General features: G+C 59.9%; 22 protein-coding genes and 2 tRNA genes. 8 read left to right on the top strand and 16 right to left on the bottom strand.

Annotation, left to right across the window (positions count from 1 at the left end):
• Positions 1–45: 45 nt before the first annotated feature.
• Genes QQJ96_RS15175 through rnr form a run of 3 tightly spaced genes read right to left on the bottom strand, consistent with a single transcriptional unit; the run spans position 46 to position 3,676 of the window.
• Entirely contained in the window at positions 46–333 is a 288-nt protein-coding gene (locus QQJ96_RS15175) for a CBU_0592 family membrane protein (protein WP_284332852.1), read from the bottom strand.
• Entirely contained in the window at positions 330–1,073 is a 744-nt protein-coding gene (gene rlmB / locus QQJ96_RS15170) for a 23S rRNA (guanosine(2251)-2'-O)-methyltransferase RlmB (RefSeq protein WP_284332851.1), read from the bottom strand. The genes QQJ96_RS15175 and rlmB overlap by 4 nt, the downstream gene beginning before the upstream one ends.
• Positions 1,070–3,676 carry a ribonuclease R gene (gene rnr, locus QQJ96_RS15165; RefSeq protein WP_404649131.1) on the bottom strand — a complete coding sequence of 869 codons (2,607 nt, stop codon included), beginning with the start codon at positions 3,674–3,676 and terminating at the stop codon, positions 1,070–1,072. The genes rlmB and rnr overlap by 4 nt, the downstream gene beginning before the upstream one ends.
• Before the next feature lie 149 nt (positions 3,677–3,825).
• On the opposite strand from rnr, the gene QQJ96_RS15160 reads away from it, so the two are divergent.
• A tRNA-Leu gene (locus QQJ96_RS15160) sits at positions 3,826–3,910 on the top strand.
• A gap of 123 nt (positions 3,911–4,033) precedes the next feature.
• Here QQJ96_RS15160 and QQJ96_RS15155 read toward each other — a convergent pair.
• The gene (locus QQJ96_RS15155) at positions 4,034–5,023 is read right to left on the bottom strand and encodes an alpha/beta hydrolase family protein (protein WP_284332850.1); all 990 of its coding nucleotides are present in this window, start codon (positions 5,021–5,023) and stop codon (positions 4,034–4,036) included.
• A 102-nt stretch (positions 5,024–5,125) separates the two neighbouring features.
• Complete coding sequence (locus QQJ96_RS15150) at positions 5,126–5,572, bottom strand: hypothetical protein (protein ID WP_284332849.1); 447 nt, start codon at positions 5,570–5,572, stop codon at positions 5,126–5,128.
• A 542-nt stretch (positions 5,573–6,114) separates the two neighbouring features.
• On the opposite strand from QQJ96_RS15150, the gene QQJ96_RS15145 reads away from it, so the two are divergent.
• Positions 6,115–7,029 (top strand): EamA family transporter, encoded by a 915-nt coding sequence (locus QQJ96_RS15145; RefSeq protein ID WP_284332848.1) that lies wholly within the window; start codon positions 6,115–6,117, stop codon positions 7,027–7,029.
• Between the two features lie 2 nt (positions 7,030–7,031).
• On the top strand, positions 7,032–8,000 hold the full coding sequence (locus QQJ96_RS15140) for a mannuronate-specific alginate lyase (RefSeq protein WP_284332847.1): 969 nt from the start codon (positions 7,032–7,034) through the stop codon (positions 7,998–8,000).
• 36 nt (positions 8,001–8,036) lie between these two features.
• Here the strand turns inward: QQJ96_RS15140 and QQJ96_RS15135 are convergent, their stop codons facing one another.
• A complete protein-coding gene (locus tag QQJ96_RS15135) occupies positions 8,037–8,327 on the bottom strand; it encodes an NIPSNAP family protein (RefSeq protein ID WP_284332846.1) in 291 nt (96 codons plus the stop codon).
• 118 nt (positions 8,328–8,445) lie between these two features.
• Positions 8,446–10,395, bottom strand: coding sequence for a formylglycine-generating enzyme family protein (locus tag QQJ96_RS15130; RefSeq protein WP_284332845.1), 1,950 nt, complete (start codon positions 10,393–10,395; stop codon positions 8,446–8,448).
• Between the two features lie 106 nt (positions 10,396–10,501).
• Here QQJ96_RS15130 and rnd point away from each other — a divergent pair, with 106 nt between their 5' ends.
• The 3 genes from rnd to QQJ96_RS15115 all read left to right on the top strand — a co-directional run bounded on the left by rnd (position 10,502) and on the right by QQJ96_RS15115 (position 12,409).
• A complete protein-coding gene (rnd, locus tag QQJ96_RS15125) occupies positions 10,502–11,617 on the top strand; it encodes a ribonuclease D (RefSeq protein WP_284332844.1) in 1,116 nt (371 codons plus the stop codon).
• 54 nt (positions 11,618–11,671) lie between these two features.
• A tRNA-Ala gene (locus QQJ96_RS15120) sits at positions 11,672–11,747 on the top strand.
• 200 nt (positions 11,748–11,947) lie between these two features.
• A complete protein-coding gene (locus QQJ96_RS15115) occupies positions 11,948–12,409 on the top strand; it encodes a hypothetical protein (protein ID WP_284332843.1) in 462 nt (153 codons plus the stop codon).
• A 66-nt stretch (positions 12,410–12,475) separates the two neighbouring features.
• Here QQJ96_RS15115 and QQJ96_RS15110 read toward each other — a convergent pair whose 3' ends face one another.
• Both QQJ96_RS15110 and QQJ96_RS15105 read right to left on the bottom strand, forming a co-directional pair.
• Positions 12,476–12,901, bottom strand: coding sequence for a DUF5615 family PIN-like protein (locus tag QQJ96_RS15110; protein ID WP_284332842.1), 426 nt, complete (start codon positions 12,899–12,901; stop codon positions 12,476–12,478).
• The gene (locus tag QQJ96_RS15105; protein ID WP_284332841.1) at positions 12,882–13,616 is read right to left on the bottom strand and encodes a DUF433 domain-containing protein; all 735 of its coding nucleotides are present in this window, start codon (positions 13,614–13,616) and stop codon (positions 12,882–12,884) included. Before QQJ96_RS15105 ends, QQJ96_RS15110 begins: the two co-directional genes overlap by 20 nt.
• 341 nt (positions 13,617–13,957) lie before the next feature.
• Here QQJ96_RS15105 and QQJ96_RS15100 point away from each other — a divergent pair, with 341 nt between their 5' ends.
• Together QQJ96_RS15100 and QQJ96_RS15095 are read left to right on the top strand one after the other, a co-directional pair.
• Positions 13,958–14,245: a DUF1488 family protein gene (locus QQJ96_RS15100; RefSeq protein WP_284332840.1), complete on the top strand. Its 288-nt coding sequence runs from the start codon at positions 13,958–13,960 to the stop codon at positions 14,243–14,245.
• A gap of 68 nt (positions 14,246–14,313) precedes the next feature.
• On the top strand, positions 14,314–15,045 hold the full coding sequence (locus QQJ96_RS15095) for a hypothetical protein (RefSeq protein WP_284332839.1): 732 nt from the start codon (positions 14,314–14,316) through the stop codon (positions 15,043–15,045).
• Positions 15,046–15,092: 47 nt separating this feature from the next.
• Here QQJ96_RS15095 and QQJ96_RS15090 read toward each other — a convergent pair whose 3' ends face one another.
• From QQJ96_RS15090 to QQJ96_RS15060, 7 genes are all read right to left on the bottom strand, one after another.
• Positions 15,093–16,058 carry a toll/interleukin-1 receptor domain-containing protein gene (locus tag QQJ96_RS15090; RefSeq protein WP_284332838.1) on the bottom strand — a complete coding sequence of 322 codons (966 nt, stop codon included), beginning with the start codon at positions 16,056–16,058 and terminating at the stop codon, positions 15,093–15,095.
• Between the two features lie 52 nt (positions 16,059–16,110).
• The gene (locus QQJ96_RS15085; protein WP_284332837.1) at positions 16,111–16,578 is read right to left on the bottom strand and encodes a hypothetical protein; all 468 of its coding nucleotides are present in this window, start codon (positions 16,576–16,578) and stop codon (positions 16,111–16,113) included.
• Between the two features lie 49 nt (positions 16,579–16,627).
• Positions 16,628–16,861: a hypothetical protein gene (locus QQJ96_RS15080; protein ID WP_284332836.1), complete on the bottom strand. Its 234-nt coding sequence runs from the start codon at positions 16,859–16,861 to the stop codon at positions 16,628–16,630.
• Between the two features lies 1 nt (position 16,862).
• Positions 16,863–18,248 carry a DUF6861 domain-containing protein gene (locus tag QQJ96_RS15075; RefSeq protein ID WP_284332835.1) on the bottom strand — a complete coding sequence of 462 codons (1,386 nt, stop codon included), beginning with the start codon at positions 18,246–18,248 and terminating at the stop codon, positions 16,863–16,865.
• A 195-nt stretch (positions 18,249–18,443) separates the two neighbouring features.
• Positions 18,444–18,785, bottom strand: a complete 342-nt coding sequence (locus tag QQJ96_RS15070) for a hypothetical protein (RefSeq protein WP_284332834.1) — start codon at positions 18,783–18,785, stop codon at positions 18,444–18,446.
• Positions 18,786–18,808: 23 nt separating this feature from the next.
• The gene (locus QQJ96_RS15065; RefSeq protein WP_284332833.1) at positions 18,809–19,180 is read right to left on the bottom strand and encodes a hypothetical protein; all 372 of its coding nucleotides are present in this window, start codon (positions 19,178–19,180) and stop codon (positions 18,809–18,811) included.
• A gap of 2 nt (positions 19,181–19,182) precedes the next feature.
• Complete coding sequence (locus tag QQJ96_RS15060; RefSeq protein ID WP_284332832.1) at positions 19,183–20,517, bottom strand: DUF6861 domain-containing protein; 1,335 nt, start codon at positions 20,515–20,517, stop codon at positions 19,183–19,185.
• Positions 20,518–20,592 lie beyond the last annotated feature (75 nt).

Raw genomic sequence — 20,592 nt, 5'->3', positions numbered from 1 at the left:
ACGGATGTTCGGCAATGCTGGGATTATCATCCCAGCCTACAGGTGTTACCAAAGCGAAGTCTTATGCCCCGCCTCACGTGCTTCCCTACGCACGCGCGCGCTTCGCCCAATGCCGTAGATGCCAATCAACAGCCAGGCCACTTCCATGAAGAACGCCGAGGCATTGAACGCACCGAACAGCAGCGACAGCATCACGCCGAGCGCGCCCAGCACGTTCATCAGCTGATAGACCAGGCCATTGCCGCGCAGCTTGTGCGCCTGCAGCAGCAAATAGGCCAGCAGCATCAGCACGACGCCGATGTAACCGGCCCAATCATGCCAATGGAATGTCATCGCACACTCCTTTGACGCAACGCTTCGAACAAGACGACGCCGGTGGCCACTGATACGTTGAGGCTTTCCATGCTGCCGGGCATGGGGATCTTCGCCACGAAATCGCAAGTCTCGCGCGTGAGCCTGCGCATGCCTTCGCCTTCGCTACCCAGCACCAGCGCCACCGGGCCTTTCATATCGACCTCGTAGATGGACTGTTCCGTATCGCCGGCCAGGCCAGTGATCCACACGCCGGCATCTTTCAAGGCCCGCAGGGCGCGCGCGAGATTGGTGGCCGCCACCAGCGGTACGCGGTCCGCACCACCGGCCGAAGCGCGACGCACCACCGGCGTGATGCCAACAGCGCGATCCTTCGGCACGATCACCGCTGTCACTTTTGCTGCCGCCGCGCTGCGCAGGCACGCGCCAAGGTTATGTGGATCGGTCACACCGTCCAGCACCAGCACCAACGCATCGCTGCCAGCCTGCTCAAGCAGCTCCGGCAAATCTTGTTCGCTGGCCACAGGCGGCGCCTGGTAGCGCGCCACGACGCCTTGGTGACGTGCCTCACCGGCCACGTGATCCAACTGTTCGCGCGGCCGATGATGCACGGGAATCTTCAAGGCCTTCGCCTTCTCCGCCAGTTCGTGCACACGCGGATTGCGCTGGCCATTTTCCACCAGCACCTCACGCACGCGCTCGGCGTCGTTGTTCAACGCCCCCTCGACGGGATTGATGCCAACGATCCAACTCTCGCTCATCGCTTGCCCTTCGGTTTCGGCGCACGGCTCTTGGCCGTTTTCGTACCGCGCTTGCTGGCCGGCTTACTGCCTGCCGCCTTGGCTTTGCTCTTGCCTTGAGGCTTGTCCGCCGCCGTCTTCTTGCCCGGCTTGGGGGCGCCGCGTTTCTTCGCACCGACGCGCTCGGACTCCGGCAGCGGCGGTAGCGCAGGAAGCGGCTGTCTCCCCGACGGCAAGGAATAACGATCCCCTGCCGCAGCATAGTCGTAAGCACGTGGCGTGGAGGGTGGCGACGCCGCTGCGGCCTCGGGCTCCGGCGCCTTCTTCTTTTTCGGCTGCACCATGCGGAAATCGATCTTGCGGTCCTCCAGGCTCGCGCGCAGCACCTGGATGCGCACGTGATCGCCAAGCCGGAACTGCAAGCCGGTACGCTCGCCCTTCAGCAGGTGACGGATCGGATCGAAGTGGTAATAGTCGTTGGACAGCTGGCTGATGTGCACCAACCCGGAAACCTTCGACTCCTCCAATTCCACGAACAAGCCGAACGAAGTGACACCGGTGACCACGCCGTCGAACTCTTCGCCGACGTGCTTGGCCATCCAAGCGCAACGGAAGCGCTCGTCCACGTCGCGCTCGGCCTCCTCGGCACGGCGCTCGCGCTGCGAGCAATGCACGGCCATCGCTGCCATGGCCGCTTCGGAGTAGTGATAAGCGGAAGGCTTGCCTTCCTTCAAGGCGTAGCGGATCGCGCGATGCACCAGCAGATCCGGATAACGGCGGATCGGCGAGGTGAAGTGCGCATACGCCTCCAGCGCCAGGCCGAAATGGCCGCGGTTATCCGGCTGGTAAGCGGCCAGGCTCTGCGCGCGCAGCAGCACGGACTGGATCAGCTCGCGCTCGGGGCGATCCTTCACCTTGCGCAGCACCTCGGAGAAATCGCCGGGCGTCACATCCTCCAGCGGCGGCATGCTCAGCTTGAACTCGCGCAGGAACTGCTGCAGGTCTTCGTATTTTTCCGCCGGCGGCGGCTCGTGCGCACGGTACAGCGCGGGAATCTTGCGCTTGCTGAGAAACATCGCCGCCTGCACGTTGGCGGCGATCATGCATTCCTCGATCAGCTTGTGCGCGTCATTGCGCTCCACCGCTCCCACCGATTGCACTTCGCCCGTCGCATCGAGGCGGAACTTCACCTCGGCGGTTTCGAAATCGATCGCACCACGGCGGCGGCGCTGTTCGGCCAAGGCTTGGTACAGCGCGTGCAGGTTTTCCAGCTGCGGCAGCACATCCGCCAGTTCATGCCGCGCATCGGCCTCCTTCAGGCCGATCGCTTGCCACACCTTGTCATAGGTGAGGCGCGCATGCGAAAGCATCACCGCATCGTAGAACTTGGCCCGCGTAACGTCACCGGTGGCACTTACCTGCATGTCGCAAACCATGCATAGGCGTTCCACCTTCGGGTTGAGCGAGCAGATACCGTTGGACAGCGTTTCCGGCAGCATCGGCACGACGAAGCCGGGGAAATAGGTGGACGTGCTGCGCTCGTAGGCTTCCTTGTCCAGCGCAGTGCCTACCGGTACGTAGTGGGATACGTCGGCAATCGCCACGATCAGTCGCCAACCGCCGGCACGCTTGGGCTCGGCATAGACTGCGTCGTCGAAATCGCGCGCATCCGCGCCGTCGATGGTGACCAGCGGCAGCTTGCGCAGGTCGACACGGCCTTCGCGTTCGGCCGCGGTGACTTCCGGCTCCACCTCTTCGGCTGCCCTCAATACTTCCGGCGGCCATTCATGCGGCAGGTCGTAACTGGCGATCGCCATATCCACCAGCAGCGAGGGCTGCAGGCGTTCGCCCAGCACGGAACGAATCGCGCCGAGCGGGCCGCGATAAGGCGTGGGCGGATCGGTGATCTCGGCCACCACGATCTGGCCCGAGCGCGCACCGCGCTCCTGGCCCGGGGGAATCATCACGTCCTGGTGCAGGCGACGGTCATCCGGCACCACCAGGGTGACGCCGTTTTCGATCACCACCCGGCCAACCAGCCGCGACGAACGCCGTTGCAGCACCTCGACAATCGAGCCCTGCCGCCGTCCGCGCCGATCAACACCCACCACGCTGGCCAGCACCCGGTCACCGTGCAACACGCTGCGCATCTGGTACGGCGAAAGGTAGAGGTCGTCGCCGCCCTCGTCGGGGCGCAGGAAGCCGTAGCCTTCGGCATTGGCCAGCACCACGCCGGGGATCAGGTCCAGCTTGCGGGCCGGCGCATAGCCACCACGGCGGCCGAGCAGCAATTGGCCATCGCGCACCATTGCCGTAAGGCGCTTGGTGAGGGCGGCGATGCCGTATTCGTCGTAGAGCTCAAGCGCTTCGGCGATGCGTGCCTGGGTGAGCAGTTCGCCACGTTCTTCCAGCAGCGCGAGTATCGCCTCGCGGCTGGGAATGGGCCGCTCGTAGCGTTGCGCCTCACGCTCCGCAAACGGGTCCTGCTGCCGCTTGGGCTCGATGGCTTCACCGGTTCCCTCACCGCGGCCGCGACGCGCCTGCCTGGGCGCGCCTGCACGGGTTTTCGGGGCCTTGGCCGACTTGCGCGGCGCCTGTCCTTTGGGTTTCTTGGTCTTGGTCACGCCCTAGTATCGCCTCTTCGCATGTGTTCAATAAATGGTTGGCTGCGCCAGACACGACCGCAGCAACGAAGATGAAGAAATAGTTGACAACATGTCGATCGCCCCCTAATCTACGCGGCTCGCACAGCCCGAAAGGCAACGCGACACCTGCCCAGGTGGCGGAATTGGTAGACGCACTAGTTTCAGGTACTAGCGGGTAAAACCGTGGAGGTTCGAGTCCTCTCCTGGGCACCAAATACTAAAGCCAAGGCATTCAACAGCCTTGGCTTTTTTTATGCGGTTTACCATAGCCTTCCCGCTCGTTCCCGACGCCTCACTTCTTGTTACGGCGTGCGCAGCGGCAATGGCATCCGATGCTCAAGGCAACGGATGCGCCTTGAAGAACTCGAGCATCTGGCTGGCCAACACTTCCTTCTGCGGCCAACGAATATGCTCGTACAAGCCGTGCACCTTCCCGCAGCTTTGAGCGCATTGTGCATTCGATGCGGCTTGCTTGCCGCTCCAGTCCAGATTGACGCGCCGAAATGGCCAATTCTTTTGCTCCAGCGTGTTGCTCCAGCTACTGGTTTCGCTACACGTTGCGAGTGCATCGCACATGTTCCGCAATAGCGTGAGCGGCACCTGCCGGCCCGACGGCATCGCTACAGGACAAGGCGTGCGCTGCCATGGGTCGGTACCGGCATATTGGCCTACAGCCGCGATGCGCTCCGCGCGCCATGTGCCATACAACACCGCCATATCCGCGCCGTTGCTCCAGCCGAACACGTAGATCTGCTTCGCATCGACAAGGCCTGTCGCAATCGCCTGGTCGACGAAGCGATCGATCGCCTGCACATCGAGGTTCTTCGTTGGATCGCGCTGCCACTCGTCCCAGTGAAAACCCGTTCCCGTATGCGGGCCGTCTGACGCCCATGCCTTGGCACGCCGTCCTTCCGGCGCCAACAGGATGAATCCCTTGTCGCCGGCATGCGTCGATAGCGGATAATCATGACTCAATTCGAACAGCGCTCGGCCATCCCGGTACAGGCTGTCGGGATTGGTCATCGAGCCGTGCAGATACACGATCATCGGCCACCTCGATGCGCTGGAGCCGGCATGTGGCGGCAGATTGAGGCAGGCGTAGCGCGTCACGCCACTCTGATCGAACGACAACACCTGGCCGTCGGTGCAGGCTGGCCGCTCGGTGACTGGCTCGACGGTTTCCAGCGGCGGCGTACCTGTTGCCGAGCAGGTTGGCTGGGCTATGGCGGCACCGGTTGCACTAGCGGCAGTGACGAAGGCAAACGGTATAAGCGAGATCAGAGCACGAATAAACGCCGTGGCTTGGACAAGACGATGTTTCGGCATGGTCTTCCTCCCAGAGTTTGAATGCATTCGGATCAGACACCCAGCTGTCGCCGCGTTTTTTCACTCCACGGTCGTGAGCAAATCAAGAACATCGCGCTTGCATCAACGCGCCTGTTCATACGTCGGGCCCGGCCCCAGGCGCAGCGAATCGGCCATCTGCTTGATCACCGGCGCCCACCTCGCCTGCCCGCCTGCGCCGTATTCGAAACGCAGGGTAGCCAAGGTATCGCCAAGAATGACGACTTTCTCGTAGACGATGCGGCCCTTCGGGCTCAGGCAGGAATACGCCACCAGGCTTGGCTTGCTCACCCGATAGGTTATTTTGTCTTGCGCGCAGTCGTCCTTGGTATTGAATTGCAGCATCTCCGCCGGCGATTGCTCCAACGCGTTGTAACTACCATAGGCGCGGATATCGGCGTCGTCGACCTTGGACGTGAATTGCAATCCGTCGCCGTTGTCCGCCTCTTGTCCTGGCACCAGCAGGTTCGGCGGATAAGCGACGGCGAAGTCGAAGCGGACGTTGTGATACGTGCCAGTCTCGGTCGACACCCCACTGTTGACTGTTGCCTCATGAGACGGCGCGCTGGAACTCGACGGCTGAGGGGCATGGTTCGTAGAGCTGACCGCCGCTTGGCGATGCATGCCGGAATGTGACATCCATACGTAAGTAGCGATGGCCAAGCCGATTAGGAGCAGCGCCAGGCCAATTACCTTTGTTTTCTTCGCAGACATCCGTTTACTCCGCAGTCCATCACCCGACAAAACACGTTTCGCCACCCGGATACCGGTTGAGCGGGAATACCTGGAGATTGGAGCAAAATGCGAGGCGTTCCATGCGGCTTTGCGCACAATGTCGGAACACACGCCCCCTTAAGCGTGCCGCCATCCCCTTGATTTCCCACACATCGCTACGCACGAAATCTATGGCATGGCCAAACGCATGTCGAGGGAAAAATCTCCGGTCACGGCGCTCACCTGAGCGCCTGCCCTCAACTCATGTCCTAATGACGCTTGGTCTTTGCGCAGAGTATCCTCGCGCCTGATATCACCGGCATGATGATGCCTACAAGCTGACATTGGTCTTCGCACACATGCCACGCTCGCCTACTTCTTCGCTCGCCCCCGTCTTGTTCGCGATCGGCGTCCTGCTGATCGCGATGGCTTCCTATCAATGCGGGGCAGCCATTGCCAAGTCGCTTTTCCCGGTGGTGGGTGCGGAAGGCGCCACGGCTTTTCGCCTGGTACTGGCGGCTTTGATCCTGCTCGCCCTGCGGCGGCCATGGCGATCGCGGCGAACGGCAAGCAACCCACGCGTGCTATGGGGTTACGGCTTGTCCATCGGCATCATGAACCTGGTCTTCTACATGGCGCTGCAGCGCATACCGCTGGGTATCGCAGTGGCAGTGGAGTTCACCGGGCCGCTGGCGCTGGCGTTGTTTCATTCGCGCCGGTGGCTGGACGTGGTGTGGATCGGCCTAGTGGTGGCAGGGTTGCTGTTGCTGTTGCCGCCGGGCAACGCGCCAACGCGGCTCGATCCGGTCGGTGTGGGATACGCGCTTGCGGCCGGCGTCGGCTGGGCTTTTTATATCGTGCTGGGCCAGAAAGCCGGCGCGGTGTATGGCACAGATGCCGTGGCTTGGGGCACTTCGGTGGCCGCCCTGGTGGCATTCCCGATCGGCTTGGCGCACGCGGGCCATGCACTGTTTTCGCCGAACCTGCTATGGCCTGCGCTGGGCATAGCCATACTTAGTTCCGCCCTGCCCTACACGCTGGAAATGATGGCGATGACGCGCCTGCCAACACGTACCTTCGGCACGCTGCTGAGCCTGGAACCGGCCTTCGCCGCCTTGGCCGGCATGATCTTTCTCAGTGAACACCTCAGCTGGCTGCAGTGGTTTGCTATTGTCGCGATCATCGTGGCGTCCGCCGGGACGGTGCTGAGCGCGCGTCAAGCCACAGTGGAACCGGTGCTTTGCCCTGAACCATCCCCTCCACCCAAGGAATGACCATGTATCGGCGAGTGTTGCAAATCGTGATTGCGTTCGTACTTATGGGCATGACTTGGATGTTTCCGCGCACGGCCCACGCATGCGAAGTGCCTGCACCCGTGAAGAGCATCGATCCACCCGGTTTCTACGATGATGCGGCAGGCTATGCGAGCGCCGTGAAGCCCATGCGCGGATTCATTGCCCAACTCAACAAATCGGCTGATGCCGGCCAATGGTCTTGCGCCGTCGATCAGCTCACGGCATGGGCCCGCGCCAATGCGCTGATGGGTCCGATCACCGGCTACCAGGGTTATTACGAGCGTTCCTGGGCGGGCACCGATTTCGCGCTGGTGATCTTGCGCATACCCACTGCGGTGAAAGCCGCCAACGCCGAAAAATTCGCACTGATCGATCCATGGCTGCAACGCATCGCCATCGCCACCCGCGACGCCGACGCCATCAATCATCTGCACAACAACCTGGTCTACTGGGCCGGCTTGAACCTGGTTGCGATCGGAACGGTGACCAACAACGCGGACCTGATCGATTCGGGGCTATTGCGCGCCCGCGAAGGCATCCGCGACATCCGTCCGGACGGCTCGCTGGAACGAGAAGTGAAGCGCGGCAACCGTGCCCTGCACTACCACACCTTTGCCTTGCTGCCGTTGGTGTTCACGGCCGAACTCGTCCAACGGCGCCATATCGATCTTTATCGGGAAAACGACCACGCCATCGCGCGCCTGGCGAACCTGGTGATAGCCGCGGTACGCGACCCGGCAAGCTTTGCCAAGATCACCCCAGTCAAGCAGGACTTGTTCCCGTGGACGTTCCAGGACGAGCTGGCGTGGATGGAGCCCTACTATGCCCACACCAAAGATAAGCGACTCCCTGCCTTGATCGCGCCGCGTCGGCCGTTCAGCGAATGGCGGTTGGGCGGGAACGTCACCGAGGCATGGGGCATTTCATTGCCAAACGGCCCTGCGCAATGAAGGTGCGCGGGCAGGGATTGGCATCCCAGCCCGCGTTCACGACAACACAGGACGGAAAAAGCTGCGTTCGTAGCTCAACACGCACTTGCTCTGCGCGGCAAACGCGAAGGCAGCCTGGCAATCCGGATCACCCAGGGAGTCTGCGCGATATTTTTCGTAGGCGGCGAGACTGGGGAAGGAGAACAGCGCCAGCGCAATGTTGTTCGCGCCTTCGGAAGGCAAGAAATACCCATGATGTTGCCCGCCAAACTTCTCCACTAACGGTATCCACATTTTCGCGTAGGCTTCAAATTCGGCCAGCAGGCTCGGATCGAGAACGTAGCGCACGTAGCAGGTGATCATGATTTGGCGAATCCAAGAAGGATTCCTCGCATCTTACAGGTAGGCTGGGATGCCTATCCCAGCATCAGGACGATTCAAACAAAGCTGGGATTATCATCCCAGCCTACAATTCGCGCACGATACGAAAGCCTACGCGGCCACTGCGAATGCTCGCATCCGCGCCCTGCCGATACGCCGAATTCGCCTGCTCCGGCGAGCTGCCCCACGAACCGCCGCGCACCACGCGTACCGAACAACCAGGATTGATCCACGCTGTGCCATCCACGGGCGCACGCACGTAATTGTCGTGCCAACAGTCGGCCGTCCATTCCGACACGTTGCCATCCATGTCGTAGAGGCCGAACGCATTTGGCGCATAACTCATCACCGGCGCGGGCCCCCAATGACCGTCGCCATAACCATCGAAAGCATGACTCCAGCGCCGCCCGCTGGGCGAACGGTCGAGCGAGCCGGTAAGGTTTTCCACCTTGGTCTTGGGTACACCGCCACCCCACCAATAACGCGTGGTACTGCCGGCCCGCAGCGCATATTCGAATTCCGACTCGCTGGGCAGGCGATACTTCTTGCCGGTGCGCTGGCTCAGCCATTGAACATAGGCACGCGCATCGTTCCAGGAAATGTTCACCACCGGCAGGTTGTCGGCGGCGGCGTGCCCGGCATAGTCGTCGGCCCAAGTCGCATCGGAAACGTCGCGCATCACGCCGGTGCGTTCGTCGTACACGCTGGCGCCGCCCTGCGTAACGGATTCTGGCTTATAGCCACTGGCGCGCACGAACTCCTTGAATTCGCCCACGGTAATATCGGTTTGCGCGAACGCAAAGCCCTTGTCGATCTCCACTTCATGCTGCGGCGTCTGCGAATCGGTACGGCCAGGCTCGTTGTCCGGCGCCCCCATCATGAACTTGCCGGTGGGCACCACCACCATGGTGGGCGATTGGCCGCTCATGTCCACGTAGCGGTCGGTGAACACCTGTCCGGGCTTGAAGCTGGCGTAGAGCCGCGCATTGGTGAGGCGCACCTCGAATTCATCCAGGCCGGCCAATTGCGGGCTGATCGATTGCGCCTGCCCGGCCAGCTGCTTGGCGAGATCGATGTTGCCGGCATCCAGCGCCGAGCGCGCCTGGGCCAGCACGTTAGCCGCGCGCTGCTGGCGGATGTTGTCGATCTGGCTGCGCACATCGTGCAGTTGCGGTGAATCGGGCTGGATCGGCGTAGCCTCGGTCATCGACTGCTCCGCACCGGCGAAGTCGTTTTGCGCCACCGCGGCCAGCGCGCGATCAAGCACCACGTGCTGCACTTGCAGAACGCCTTGCACCGCCACGGCGTTCTGTGGATCGAGCTTCTGCACCTGGCGATACAATTCCAGCGCGTTGTTACCGGCCGGCTTGTCCGCCTTGCCTTGCTGTAGCAGCGAGGCGGCCTGCGCCAGCATTGGGCGCACTTGCAACAGCGTCTTCATGCTTGCTTCGAGCGGTGCGACGTCGTTGGCGGTATTGGGCAAGGCCTTCAGATTGTCCAGCAGCGTGCCGGCCGACTCGGAATCGCCGACCGCGATGTCCTGTGTGACCTGCGCAATCAGATGCGTGCGTACCTGATCCAGCCCCTGCACGGCGGCGCGGCTATCAGGCTTGAGCTTGAGCGCCTGCAGGTACAAGGCCGCCGCACTGTTCTTGTCGCCGGCAATGCGCCCGGCCAGGAACGCCTTGTCCGCGCGCTCCACCAGTGCCTTCACCTCAGGAGGATCGGCACTGGTCTGTTCGGGCAGCGGTGCCGGCTTGCGCGTCAGCCGTGCGGCGATTACCGCCGTGGGCGCCAGCGTCAACGGTGGCCCGGCGTTGATTTCATCCTGCTCGGACGGCGCTGCGGGGCTCACGCGAGGGTGGGCCACCGGCGCCGCTCGCCCAGCACCGGGTGCGCTGGGATTGGCCACCTCTTCCGGGCTCACGTGAAAAACCCGGGGAAAAAAGTGATAGGTGAGCCCGAAAGCCAGCACGAGCACGCCGAGCGCCCCGCCGAATGCGCGTTGGCGTTGTACGGTTTCCTTGCTCGGCATGGTGGGCGTTCCGTGGCTGGCCTGCTATGGTTCGCTGCTTACCATATGGCACCCATGATGACGGAGCAATCGTATTTGCTTGTTCCGTGATCTCGAAGGAACGCAAATGCCCCTGCCCTTATCGCCGCCCAAGGCTGATTGGATCGAACAACGCAGCGAACTTGAACAGTGGCTGGCCGAGCTGTCGCCCCACGCGGTGCTCGGCCTAGACACCGAATTCATGCGTCGCAACAGCTTCTATCCCCAGCTGGCCCTGCTGCAGCTGGGCGTGAATGGCCGCTACGCGCTGGTCGATCCGCTGGCCTTTGACATCGGCAGCGCCTTGCAGCCGCTGGACAGCACCAACGTGATCAGCGTGATGCACAGCGCCAGTGAGGATCTGGAAACGCTCTCTCCATGGCTGCCGGAGGGTCCGCGCGTGCTGTTCGACACGCAGATTGCTGCGGCCTTCGTCGGCATGGGCCTGGGACTGAGCTATCGCGCCTTGGTGGCGGAGCTGATCGGCGTGGAACTGGACAAAGGCGAAACCCGCTCCGACTGGCTGCAGCGCCCACTCACCGCCTCCCAATGCGATTACGCCACGCTGGACGTGGTCTATCTCGAAGCGGTCTACCACGAGCTTGCCCAACGCCTGACGCAACGCGACCGCGCCGCCTGGCATGCGGAAGACTGCGAACGGCTCAAGCGCAAGAGCTGCCCGCGCGAAGGCGATCCACAAGCACAGCTCGGCTTTCGCGGCGCTGCCGAGTGGCCACGCGAGCAGCAGGCCTTGCTGCGCCGTATCCTGCTGTGGCGCGATGCCACCGCCCGGCTGCTGGACAAGCCGCGCCCGTGGCTGCTGGAAGATGCCTTGGCACTGAGCATCGCTCAGCAGCCACCGAAGAAACTGGACGAGCTGGAACGCCGCTGCGCCGGCCAGCGCGCCCTGCGTTCGCAGCAGCGCGCCGAACTATTCGAGCTGCTGCAACCCGCCGTCAGCCCGGAAGAAGTCGCGCACACCGCCGCCATTCCGCCGTTTCCGCAAGGCAAGGCCAAGCAAGCCCTGGCTGAGATGAAACAATGCGTGGACACCCTGGCCGCCCAGATGGACCTACCCCCGGGCCTGCTGTGCTCGCGCCGCGTGCTGGAGGAATTCGTGGTCTCTGCCCGCTGGCCGGAAGCCCTGGAAGGCTGGCGCCGCAGCGTGCTCTACGACCGCCTCACCGGCCTCCTGCCCGGCTAGCCGACCAGGGCTTGGCGCTCCCCCCGCTGCGCTGCTACCATGTGCAGCTCGCGTGGGGCGGTAGCTCAGCTGGGAGAGCGCTGCGTTCGCAATGCAGAGGTCGGGAGTTCGATCCTCCTCCGCTCCACCAATTCATTCCAGTTCAAGAAGCCTCGGAAATTTTGTGTTTCCGGGGCTTTTTTGCTGCTATCAGCCGTGGATGATCTGTGCGTGAAGCGAAGGCCGATGGTCTCCGCCCCTGGGAATCCGGAATTGGGCTCAACTTCCCGCATACAAAAACCAAATCCGAGGCGGCGCATGCTACTTGGCACAATCGACGAGGCGCGCGCCATGAGCGACGTATCCCTGTTTCGCCTGTATCTGCTGCGCGCCACTTACCTTCTATTGGTGGTCGGCCTGGGAACACAGATATGGCCCGACATCATCGAGCACACTCGCGACGCAACCGTGCTTGGGTCGGACAAATACGGCGTAGTTCATGCGCTGCTAGCGGCCGTTTCGGTTCTCGCCCTGCTGGGATTGCGTTATCCGCTGCAAATGCTGCCTTTGCTGTTCTTCGAAATGGTTTGGAAATCGACCTGGCTCCTGGCGTTTGCGCTGCCGTTCTCGCTGGCGCATCAAGTCGATGCGCATCTCGCCGAGACAATCAATGCCTGCCTGATGGGAGTCATCTTTCCCATCGTGATTCCCTGGGGCTATGTCTGGACGAATTACGTGAAGAAACCTGGAGATCGCTGGGGAATGGGAAACCGGGGTGGAACGCTCCGTTCCATTACATCGCACCACTCTTGATCACTCGTGCCGCAAGAACGAGTCCATTTACTTAATCGGCGCCGCCACCCAGCCAGGCGAACCACATCAGGGCTTGGGCAAGTCATAGCGCGTAATGTTCACCCGATCATCCTCATCACTCTCCCCCTCAATCAAGGTGATGTCGAGAACGGCATTGACTAAATCTGGATCGTGGTCCAACGCATCCAAGGCAACCTCAAAGAGGCTGGTCATCATGTCCAGATCCATATGGACTGGACCATTCAGACAAACCAGCCCAGCATGAATCTCGGTCTTGGCATACAGCCCACCGCTACCAGAACTCCCGCGAAAGTCGCGGGAATTCTTCGTCACAAAAGTCCAATCCTCATTCAAAATGATGGGCATCAGATCCCAGTCTTTTTTGCCAGAAAGCCCGCGCCATTCGATATGAACTGAATCAAGGTAACCGCGTGCTTGTGCTTGTGTTGCAAGAGCAGGACTGAGGCATTCATCAATGAGAAATTTCATCATCTCGCTCTCGCTTCCTTGCTGAGCTGTGCTTCACCTTGCGGTAAGGAACATCGCGGTTCTCACGTACCCTGGCTCCCACTGGCGGCATGATGGGCTCACGCGGCCGCCCTCGCATGGGATTTGTCTTTGCATACAACGCGGCCCGCTCCACATCCACCTTGGTAAGACTCGGATAAGCCGCCAGGACTTCTTCCATGGGATAGCCCGTATTGGCAGAAGCGGCCACATCGTAGACAGGAATCCGCGTCCCCTTAATCACGGGAGTCCCGTTAAGGATGTCGGGATCGGAAACGACCCAATCACGGGCATCCACCAATTGATCATAGTGACCAATGGTGTCCTCCACGTATCGACGCAAGTTGACTGACACCGGGTCCGAAGAAACGGTTATCTCCTCAAACGCCAAAGTCCAGTTCTTTTCCAAAAGCTCTCGCGTCACCTCATTCACTGAGGGAACCGGAATCAGCGCTTTCATCCGATCGATGATTTGGCGGCGTACGTTGGCCGTCAACAGTTCCGATGTTCGGTAGTAAACCGCCAGGAACAAGCAAGCGATCGGCGACAACTCACGCTCTCCAACGCGGAACAACTCGGCCGGCAAGATACGTTCATCCATCGCACGATTGACGTCTTGGATCTCAACGCCCGCGACAAACGCAGCCTCCGCCGTTTTGAGGCGACGGAGCGTGTTCATGGCAGCGGGATAGGTAGTCATCGCAGCACCACTAATATTTCAATTTTATAAGAATCATTCAATTAAGCCTGAATATATATACTAAAAATCGATATGTCAATTACTTAGCACTCTAGGGGCCAGGGATCGGCTTTCATTCATCACCCTTTTCGCGACCGCACTTCTCGATAGCTGCTGTCTTTTCGATGGCTTAAAAGTTATATAAATGTTAAATACACAAGCAGGGTGACGCTTCAGAAGACAAGGCCCGATGCCACCACCGGATGAAAGCCTTGGCGATGGATGGCCCGTTTGCCGCGATATACTCGCTGGATTGATGCCAAGAGTCGCACTTACACACTAGTTCAGCCCCGGAGATACTCATGGACGACAGATGGACGTTCCCAGAAGAGCCCCATTACGACATGGACTTCGCGGCCATCAAATTTGTCGCCGTGCACGGGACAGAACGTCAGGTCTGCGCCATATCAACGGCGGCGATCAACGACCAGTTCCGCACCGAGGACACCCCCGAAGCCGCTATGCGGAACTATCGCGAACATGCCGATTGGGTTCATGGCGTTGCCATCAAGCTCATTGAGCAGAGAGAACCCCACCACAAAGGGTTCTACCTCATCACATCCCAGATCGCGCAAATGTTTGGCCGTTAGGCCCTACGATCCGGATAAACATCCGTGGCGAACGCCGCTCGCCAGCATTCTTGGAACATCAAACGCCGATGAGAACGACAACCCCAATTGCATTATTCCTGTCGAGCGCGCAACTGGTACGCATGGGACAAGACTCCTTCCCGACCAAGGTAGCCTCGGCATGCCTGGCCGACTATCGCGGCAAGCGGATTCTCTTGACCGTCGCCCACGCAACCGGCGATCAGGGCGATTGGGCGCTGCAGGTTCGCTTCGCCCCTCAACAAAACCGAACCCTGTTGCGTTGGCTAGGCGCGATGAACTTCTTCGCCATCGGGAACCTCGGGTCCTCTGAATTGAAAAGAGTCGATCTATCGTTTGTAGAGATCGATCCATCCGTGACTGCATATCGGCAAGAGATTGATCCAACCAAGAACACCATCAAATGCGAAACGCCAATTACAGTCCATGCACTGACTCTTTGCGAAAAGCCAGACCCAAATGATACGTTCGGCTTTTGTGGCATGGTCCTTCCCGCACAAGAAGAGCACTTCGGGCAGCGATATTTCTCAGGCGAAATCCGAACCTACCCAGAGTTGTCCTTCCTTAGAACGGAGGGTAACTACCATGTCTTCAAACTGCCCTTTGACCATCCTGGGCATGAGCATTTCGAAGGCTGTAGCGGCGCCCCCATCATCAATAGCGCCGGAATCCCCGTAGCACTTGTTTGCTCAGGCTGCGACAAGCATGATGAGATATGGGGCATTTCTTTGGCGGCCTACAAAGTCCCAATCGACCTCGCGCTAGACCATGCCGCTGAATGACATTTCGCCATAGCAGCCGCGACCGCGCCTCGATGGGCAGAGTGAGCCTAACCGCGACGTTGAAGATGCTCAATGAGGAACGCCCACAACAGCTCGGCGGCCCCTTCTTGAGAAAGCTTCTGGTCATGCCCCCGTGAAAACGAAGACATACCCAAACTGGCCAAGTAAAGCATCTGGTCATCCGCTTTCACCGAGAGCGACTCGTTGAGGCTATTGCTGTCGGTCGTCTGGCCATTGGCGTAGCTGATACCCTTTTGAAACATGCCGCCCATGAAGACAGTCGCACGCGCGACGTCCTCACCATTTTTGTAAATGGTGGCAAAGAACCGATTCGCATCCACGCGCCGAAAGTCGCCTTCGAAACCTGGGTTGCGGGTTCCGAGTTCGGTCAGCGAGTTCTCGAAGAACCGCGCGATGTATTCGAACGTATCGAGCAGGAACTTGTCCTGATCCCGCTGTGTGAACGTCTTCGCCAACCGAAGGTTGCTGGACCTGGGACCTGTCGTGGCCACCGCCGTAGGGTTGCTTGATACGAGTGGATGGGCTGGTGCAGGAGGTCTTGCCCCCTTCGCACCCTGCCATCGTTCAGCAGATTTGCGAATCGCCTGAGCGACCTCCAAAAACGCCTGGTCCGTGTCGGGCCATTGGGTAATGGGCTTACCGTCACGCGGCGTAGCCAGGAGTTTTCCAAATGGAGCGTGATGCCAGTCGCAAGCGCGAAGGATGACCGGAATAACAATGGCCGTCCCGGCTTCGTGCCGGTCCAGGGCGCGCGTCATCTCGATGTCGTAGCAGTAATCCGACGCAATGAAGTCGGGACTCACAAGCAACAGGATGATCTCGTCGCTCTCGATGTGCTGATTGATAGCCTTATCGATCTCCTGACCTGCACCAATGCGCCGATCGTGCCAGACCTCGATGATCCCTTGCCGCTTCAACATGGCAAGCTGTTTCTCGAGCTGGTCCCGCAGCCCCTCGTCAGCATGTGAGTAAGAAAAAAACAGATTGGGCAAGGCGGCGCTCCCTAGGCGATTGGATTCGAATGGTAGTCCAATGGATCTGATTTTATCCAAACGGGAACGTGCCTGCTGCGCCGCGACCAGCGCCGCTCCCGAAGCAAGGGCTCCCTGCTACTCGCATCAGTTGTGCGCGGCACCGCCACGTGGGGGTACTGGCAGTTGCCTGCCACCATCCCGTTTGACGCGGCTTTTTCTCGAAAAGTTGTCCTAGCGCTTTCAGCACGAAGCGCCCGTGCTTCTCGTGTAGCGCGTGGAGGTCATCACCCACCTCATCCGCAAATGCAAAGGCTACTGTTTGAAGCTTGTCGTGCTCGAAGCCTAGGGATAGATGGGCAGTGTGTCCTGCCATTTCGTAGGGTCTGGCGGTGCGAAACACCCAGCCGGTCTTCATATCGAATTCGCGGTTGAACGTCACACCGCTCGACTCGACGTCATGCAGCGTCATACCCGCTAGAAAAATCAGCTTTGAATTGAAACTGACCGCCCCATGGGTGATGTCAAATACGTCTGACACTGACACGCCTTACTTCAATGGGATCGAGTACACGGGAGTGAGTGCATCCTCACTCAATATTTGAAACGTACGGGTCAATTCCAGATTGAATGAGCCTCTTCTGCAATTCAAACAACACCTTGTTCGCCTCCACAGGACCGGCCATTATCCGTGCTGCATCTTGCTCGGATATTTCATCCTCGCGCATGGCAATTTGATGAGTACCAACGTCGTACTTGACGTAAAACTTGGTTCCTTTTTTTGATACAAGCAGCCCATCGGCATCATAAATAACTTCGCTCATTTCAATCTCCAAACACAGGGTTCACTACATAGCTACCGGCAGGCACGGGATCGATGACGGCCTCAGGCAAGCCACCCGGCCAAGTAGCGCCGCCAGGACGCCAGAAGCCATTGGCTGCAAATTCGTTGCCGGTAGGAATCCTATATCCAGCAGGATTCGGAATATCCACTCGAACTGGCGCATCCCCGAGATAGCCTTCGTCCAGACCCAGCATGTTCTCCAGGGCTCGAACATCACCCCCGGATTTTGCTATCGCATCGTCCGCCAACGACTTTGGAAAAACCCAAGTTTCGGTCCGCCCGATCGTGCCGGTTGGGGCGGCCGGCTGGATGCGCACTGCACCATCCTCGAAAAGCGCTGCATGCGCATCCCGGTAGGACTGGGTTAGGTAGGTCGAGGGGTCAGGACGCTCACCCTTGGGGATGTTTAGGATGCTGTCCTCGTTGTAACCAGGCGAGTATTCTGGCTTAAGCGTCTTCGGGCCTGCCTTAGCAGCTGCATCTGCCTTGTCTGGAACTTCGGTGCCGCGAGCACTATCAGCGCCGGGAGTATCGGAGGCCTTCGGCGAACCGGCTGCGCCCTGCCTTTTCCCCTGCAACGGCCGCGTTTCTTCTTTCTGCGCCTGCGCCCGCTCTCGCAGCTTCGGCTGCAGGCGCTCATCTTCCAGCAATTTCCCTTTGTTCGCCGCCAGCCAGTCGGCAAACTTCGAACCCAGGCGTTCGCTCTTGCGAATCGCCTCCATAAGCGCTTTTTCGCTCTTGCCGCGGGTGAGATAGGCAATCAGCGCGATCAGGATCGCGATGATCATCAGCACGTGGCCATCCGCGAAGCGATGGGCGGCCATGTTCTCGTTGTGGTAGTAGTCTGCGCTGTAGGGCGCGTCGGGACGGTCCTGCTCCGCCGGCCCCCAGGCGATGCGGAAACCTTGCACGTAAAGGCGCAGCGCTTGCGGGATGGTATCGGCCAAGCCCTCGGCCAGCATCTTCAGGCCCAGGAACATCAGCACCCACTCACCCAGCAGGTTCCCCGCCTCAGCGCCTACGACTGCGCCAGGAATCGCGCCGACGCCGCCGGCCAGCGAGCCCAAACCGGCGCCGACCGCCGTGCCGAGCACAACGCTGCCGCCGTAGTAAAGCGCCATGTCCCGCACGGCCGAGAACAAGATGTCCCAGACGGCATCCAGACTGATGCCTTCCAGTTTGCGGGTTACCGTTTGGCGTGCGATCGGGCCGGAGTCGGCCAAGGCCGCACGCATTCGCATTACCCGGCTCTTATAGCCGTAGATGGTTCGGTAAACCTTGTGCTCTGCTTCCGAGGCTTCGGCCTCAAGACGATGCTCGGCCCTCTGCAGCGAGTTCCAGAAGCCATCCAGCATTCCGTCGGACATCCCTTTCCCTTTTTAAATCCAGTAAAAATCCACGCCTGTGGGGGCATCGCCCGAACCGGCCGCCAGCGTGCCCCAACCGGCGAAACCTTAGCACGTGGTCCAGTGACAGGTGTATGGCACGATCGGCAAGTTGGGGAGACTTGTTTCTGTCATACCTTCTGAGGCCGCCGCGGACGCCCGACTGTTTCATGGGCATCACTTCGAATACTTGACCTGCTCCATGATCAAAGGCGGATTGCCGTATTTGTAGTCGAACTTGTACTGCCCCGTCTTATCGATGAAGAACTCAAGCCAAACCCATCCTTCCGACTGCCCGTGCGGCTTGAGTTGCTTCAGCTTCAACAACAGATCAAGTACATCAAGCGGGAGCTTTATGCTTTGCTTAGCGCCGTTGAGCAGCAGCGATGCCGTGAAGACTTCCCTAGGCACGCCTGCCATCTCCGCATTTTCATAGTGGACTTGAATCTCGTCCCAGGGTGACTTCACCAAGCCGGCCACGCGCGCGGCAAACTTGTCCTGTAAATCAATCATATCCACTTCAAATCATCCCCAAGGACCGTTCAGAGACCCTCTGGAATTCCGCTGCGCCCGTCCATCTTCGAGATCTCCCAGCGGTGCAGATCGTTCCACTCGAACTTAATGTCATAGTCGAGCTGATTATCCACAGTTAGCAGGAAGACACCTTTCTTCTTGTCCAGATGCTTCAAAAGCTCAGCGCCCTTTTCGTTCATCAACTCATAAAAAGGCCCATGCCTGATCGCTCCCACGAGCGTCACTCCAGTTCCACCCACATAAGAGGCGTTCGAGCCGTAGCGAAGTTCCTCCGCTCTAAACCTGTAGTAAGCCTTCGTCCAGCCTGGATCGAGCGATCCAACCAGGCTTACAAATTCTTTTGCGAGGTCGATGACGATCGCGGAAGCTTCGTTATTCATGTTTAGAAGGCTCTTCTGGTGTAAGTCTGGCCGGCCTGATTCAAGAATTTATCGGAGAACGTATCCACAACGTTTCCGCCAGCATCGGTCACTTCGTATTGAACACTCAGTGATCCCGGCCTGCCTGTGACAGGATCAAAGTCGCCAAGCGTATGCACGAAATCTACTTGATAGCCCTTAGCAGTATAGCGGGCATAGTCATTCTCAAGGGTCTTGAAGGCAGACATATTGAAGTTGCCTTCTTGTGGAAACAAATTTCCTGAACCCTGGTCGAGCACAAACCGATGACCGACCAAGTGCCCACCCTGGTCTCCTGCAACACCCGCTGCTGCTGCATCCGCCTGCGCCTGCACCTCTGCAGAACTTCTAGCGGCGCCAGAAAAGGATTCTTTCAAAGTGCCTGATGCCGAAATGGGGTTGCCATTGGCGTCAAGCGTCCATGTGACGGTGTTCTTACCGACTGTCTTCGTTACGGTGCTCTGCGCGACTTTGCCCGCGGGTGTCGCTGTCGCTGCTCTCTGCTGCGGCGAAGGACTACGTGCCGCCTGATTCGCCTCAGGCTCTTTCTCGCCTGCAGCCCGTTCCCGTATTTTCGGCTTCAGGCGCTCATCCTCCAGCAGCTTCCCTTTGTTCGCCTCCAGCCAATCGGCGAACTTCGAACCCAGCCGCTCGCTCTTGCGAATGGCGTCCATCAACGCTTTTTCGCTCTTGCCGCGAGTGAGGTAGGCCACCAGCGCGATCAGGATCGCGATGATCATCAGCACATGGCCCTCGGCGAAACGGTGCGCCGCCATGTCCTCGCTGTGGTGGTAGTCCGCGCTGTAGGGCGCATCGGGTCGATCCTGCGCCACCGGTCCCCAGGCGATGCGGAAGGCTTCCACATAGAGCCGTAGTGCTTGCGGGATAGTGTCGACCAGGCCCTCGGCCAGCATCTTCAGGCCCAGGAACATCAGGACCCACTCGCCCAGCAGGTTGCCCGCCTCAAAGCCAATGGCCGCGCCGGGGATCGCACCGACACCGCCCGCCAATGAGCCCAGGCCGGCGCCGACCGCCGTGCCGAGCACGACACTGCCGCCGTAGTAAAGCGCCATGTCTCGCACGGCCGAGAACAAGATGTCCCAGACCGCATCCAGGCTGATGCCTTCGAGCTTCCGCATTACCGTCTGGCGCGCGATCGGGCCCGAATCGGCCAGGGCCTCGCGCAAGCGCATCACCCGGCCTTGGTAGCCGTAGATGGTCCGGTAGACGTTTCGCCCTACGTCGGAGGCTTCCGCTTCGAGTCGATATTCGGCTCTCTGCAACGAGTTCCAGAAGCTATCCAGCATTCCGTCGGACATCCTTTCCCCCTTTTATGCACAGTGAAATGCCCCTTCTAAAGTGGGGCATTGCCTAAACGGGACGTCAGAACTACT

Source organism: Dyella flagellata (assembly GCF_030160275.1).
Classification (GTDB): domain Bacteria; phylum Pseudomonadota; class Gammaproteobacteria; order Xanthomonadales; family Rhodanobacteraceae; genus Dyella_B; species Dyella_B flagellata.
The sequence above is the reverse complement of the archived record's forward strand: the minus strand, read 5'-3'. Positions and strand labels throughout refer to the sequence as shown.

Excerpts from the sequence above, each read along its gene's own strand:
- QQJ96_RS15095 (WP_284332839.1), top strand. The coding sequence starts at position 14,314 with ATGAGAACGACAACCCCAATTGCATTATTCCTGTCGAGCGCGCAACTG.
- QQJ96_RS15060 (WP_284332832.1), bottom strand. The coding sequence starts at position 20,517 with ATGTCCGACGGAATGCTGGATAGCTTCTGGAACTCGTTGCAGAGAGCC.
- QQJ96_RS15105 (WP_284332841.1), bottom strand. The coding sequence starts at position 13,616 with ATGACTACCTATCCCGCTGCCATGAACACGCTCCGTCGCCTCAAAACG.
- QQJ96_RS15110 (WP_284332842.1), bottom strand. The coding sequence starts at position 12,901 with ATGATGAAATTTCTCATTGATGAATGCCTCAGTCCTGCTCTTGCAACA.
- QQJ96_RS15080 (WP_284332836.1), bottom strand. The coding sequence starts at position 16,861 with ATGAGCGAAGTTATTTATGATGCCGATGGGCTGCTTGTATCAAAAAAA.
- QQJ96_RS15145 (WP_284332848.1), top strand. The coding sequence starts at position 6,115 with ATGCCACGCTCGCCTACTTCTTCGCTCGCCCCCGTCTTGTTCGCGATC.
- QQJ96_RS15065 (WP_284332833.1), bottom strand. The coding sequence starts at position 19,180 with ATGAATAACGAAGCTTCCGCGATCGTCATCGACCTCGCAAAAGAATTT.
- QQJ96_RS15075 (WP_284332835.1), bottom strand. The coding sequence starts at position 18,248 with ATGTCCGACGGAATGCTGGATGGCTTCTGGAACTCGCTGCAGAGGGCC.
- QQJ96_RS15115 (WP_284332843.1), top strand. The coding sequence starts at position 11,948 with ATGAGCGACGTATCCCTGTTTCGCCTGTATCTGCTGCGCGCCACTTAC.
- rlmB (WP_284332851.1), bottom strand. The coding sequence starts at position 1,073 with ATGAGCGAGAGTTGGATCGTTGGCATCAATCCCGTCGAGGGGGCGTTG.
- QQJ96_RS15140 (WP_284332847.1), top strand. The coding sequence starts at position 7,032 with ATGTATCGGCGAGTGTTGCAAATCGTGATTGCGTTCGTACTTATGGGC.
- QQJ96_RS15100 (WP_284332840.1), top strand. The coding sequence starts at position 13,958 with ATGGACGACAGATGGACGTTCCCAGAAGAGCCCCATTACGACATGGAC.
- QQJ96_RS15155 (WP_284332850.1), bottom strand. The coding sequence starts at position 5,023 with ATGCCGAAACATCGTCTTGTCCAAGCCACGGCGTTTATTCGTGCTCTG.
- rnd (WP_284332844.1), top strand. The coding sequence starts at position 10,502 with ATGCCCCTGCCCTTATCGCCGCCCAAGGCTGATTGGATCGAACAACGC.
- QQJ96_RS15175 (WP_284332852.1), bottom strand. The coding sequence starts at position 333 with ATGACATTCCATTGGCATGATTGGGCCGGTTACATCGGCGTCGTGCTG.
- QQJ96_RS15130 (WP_284332845.1), bottom strand. The coding sequence starts at position 10,395 with ATGCCGAGCAAGGAAACCGTACAACGCCAACGCGCATTCGGCGGGGCG.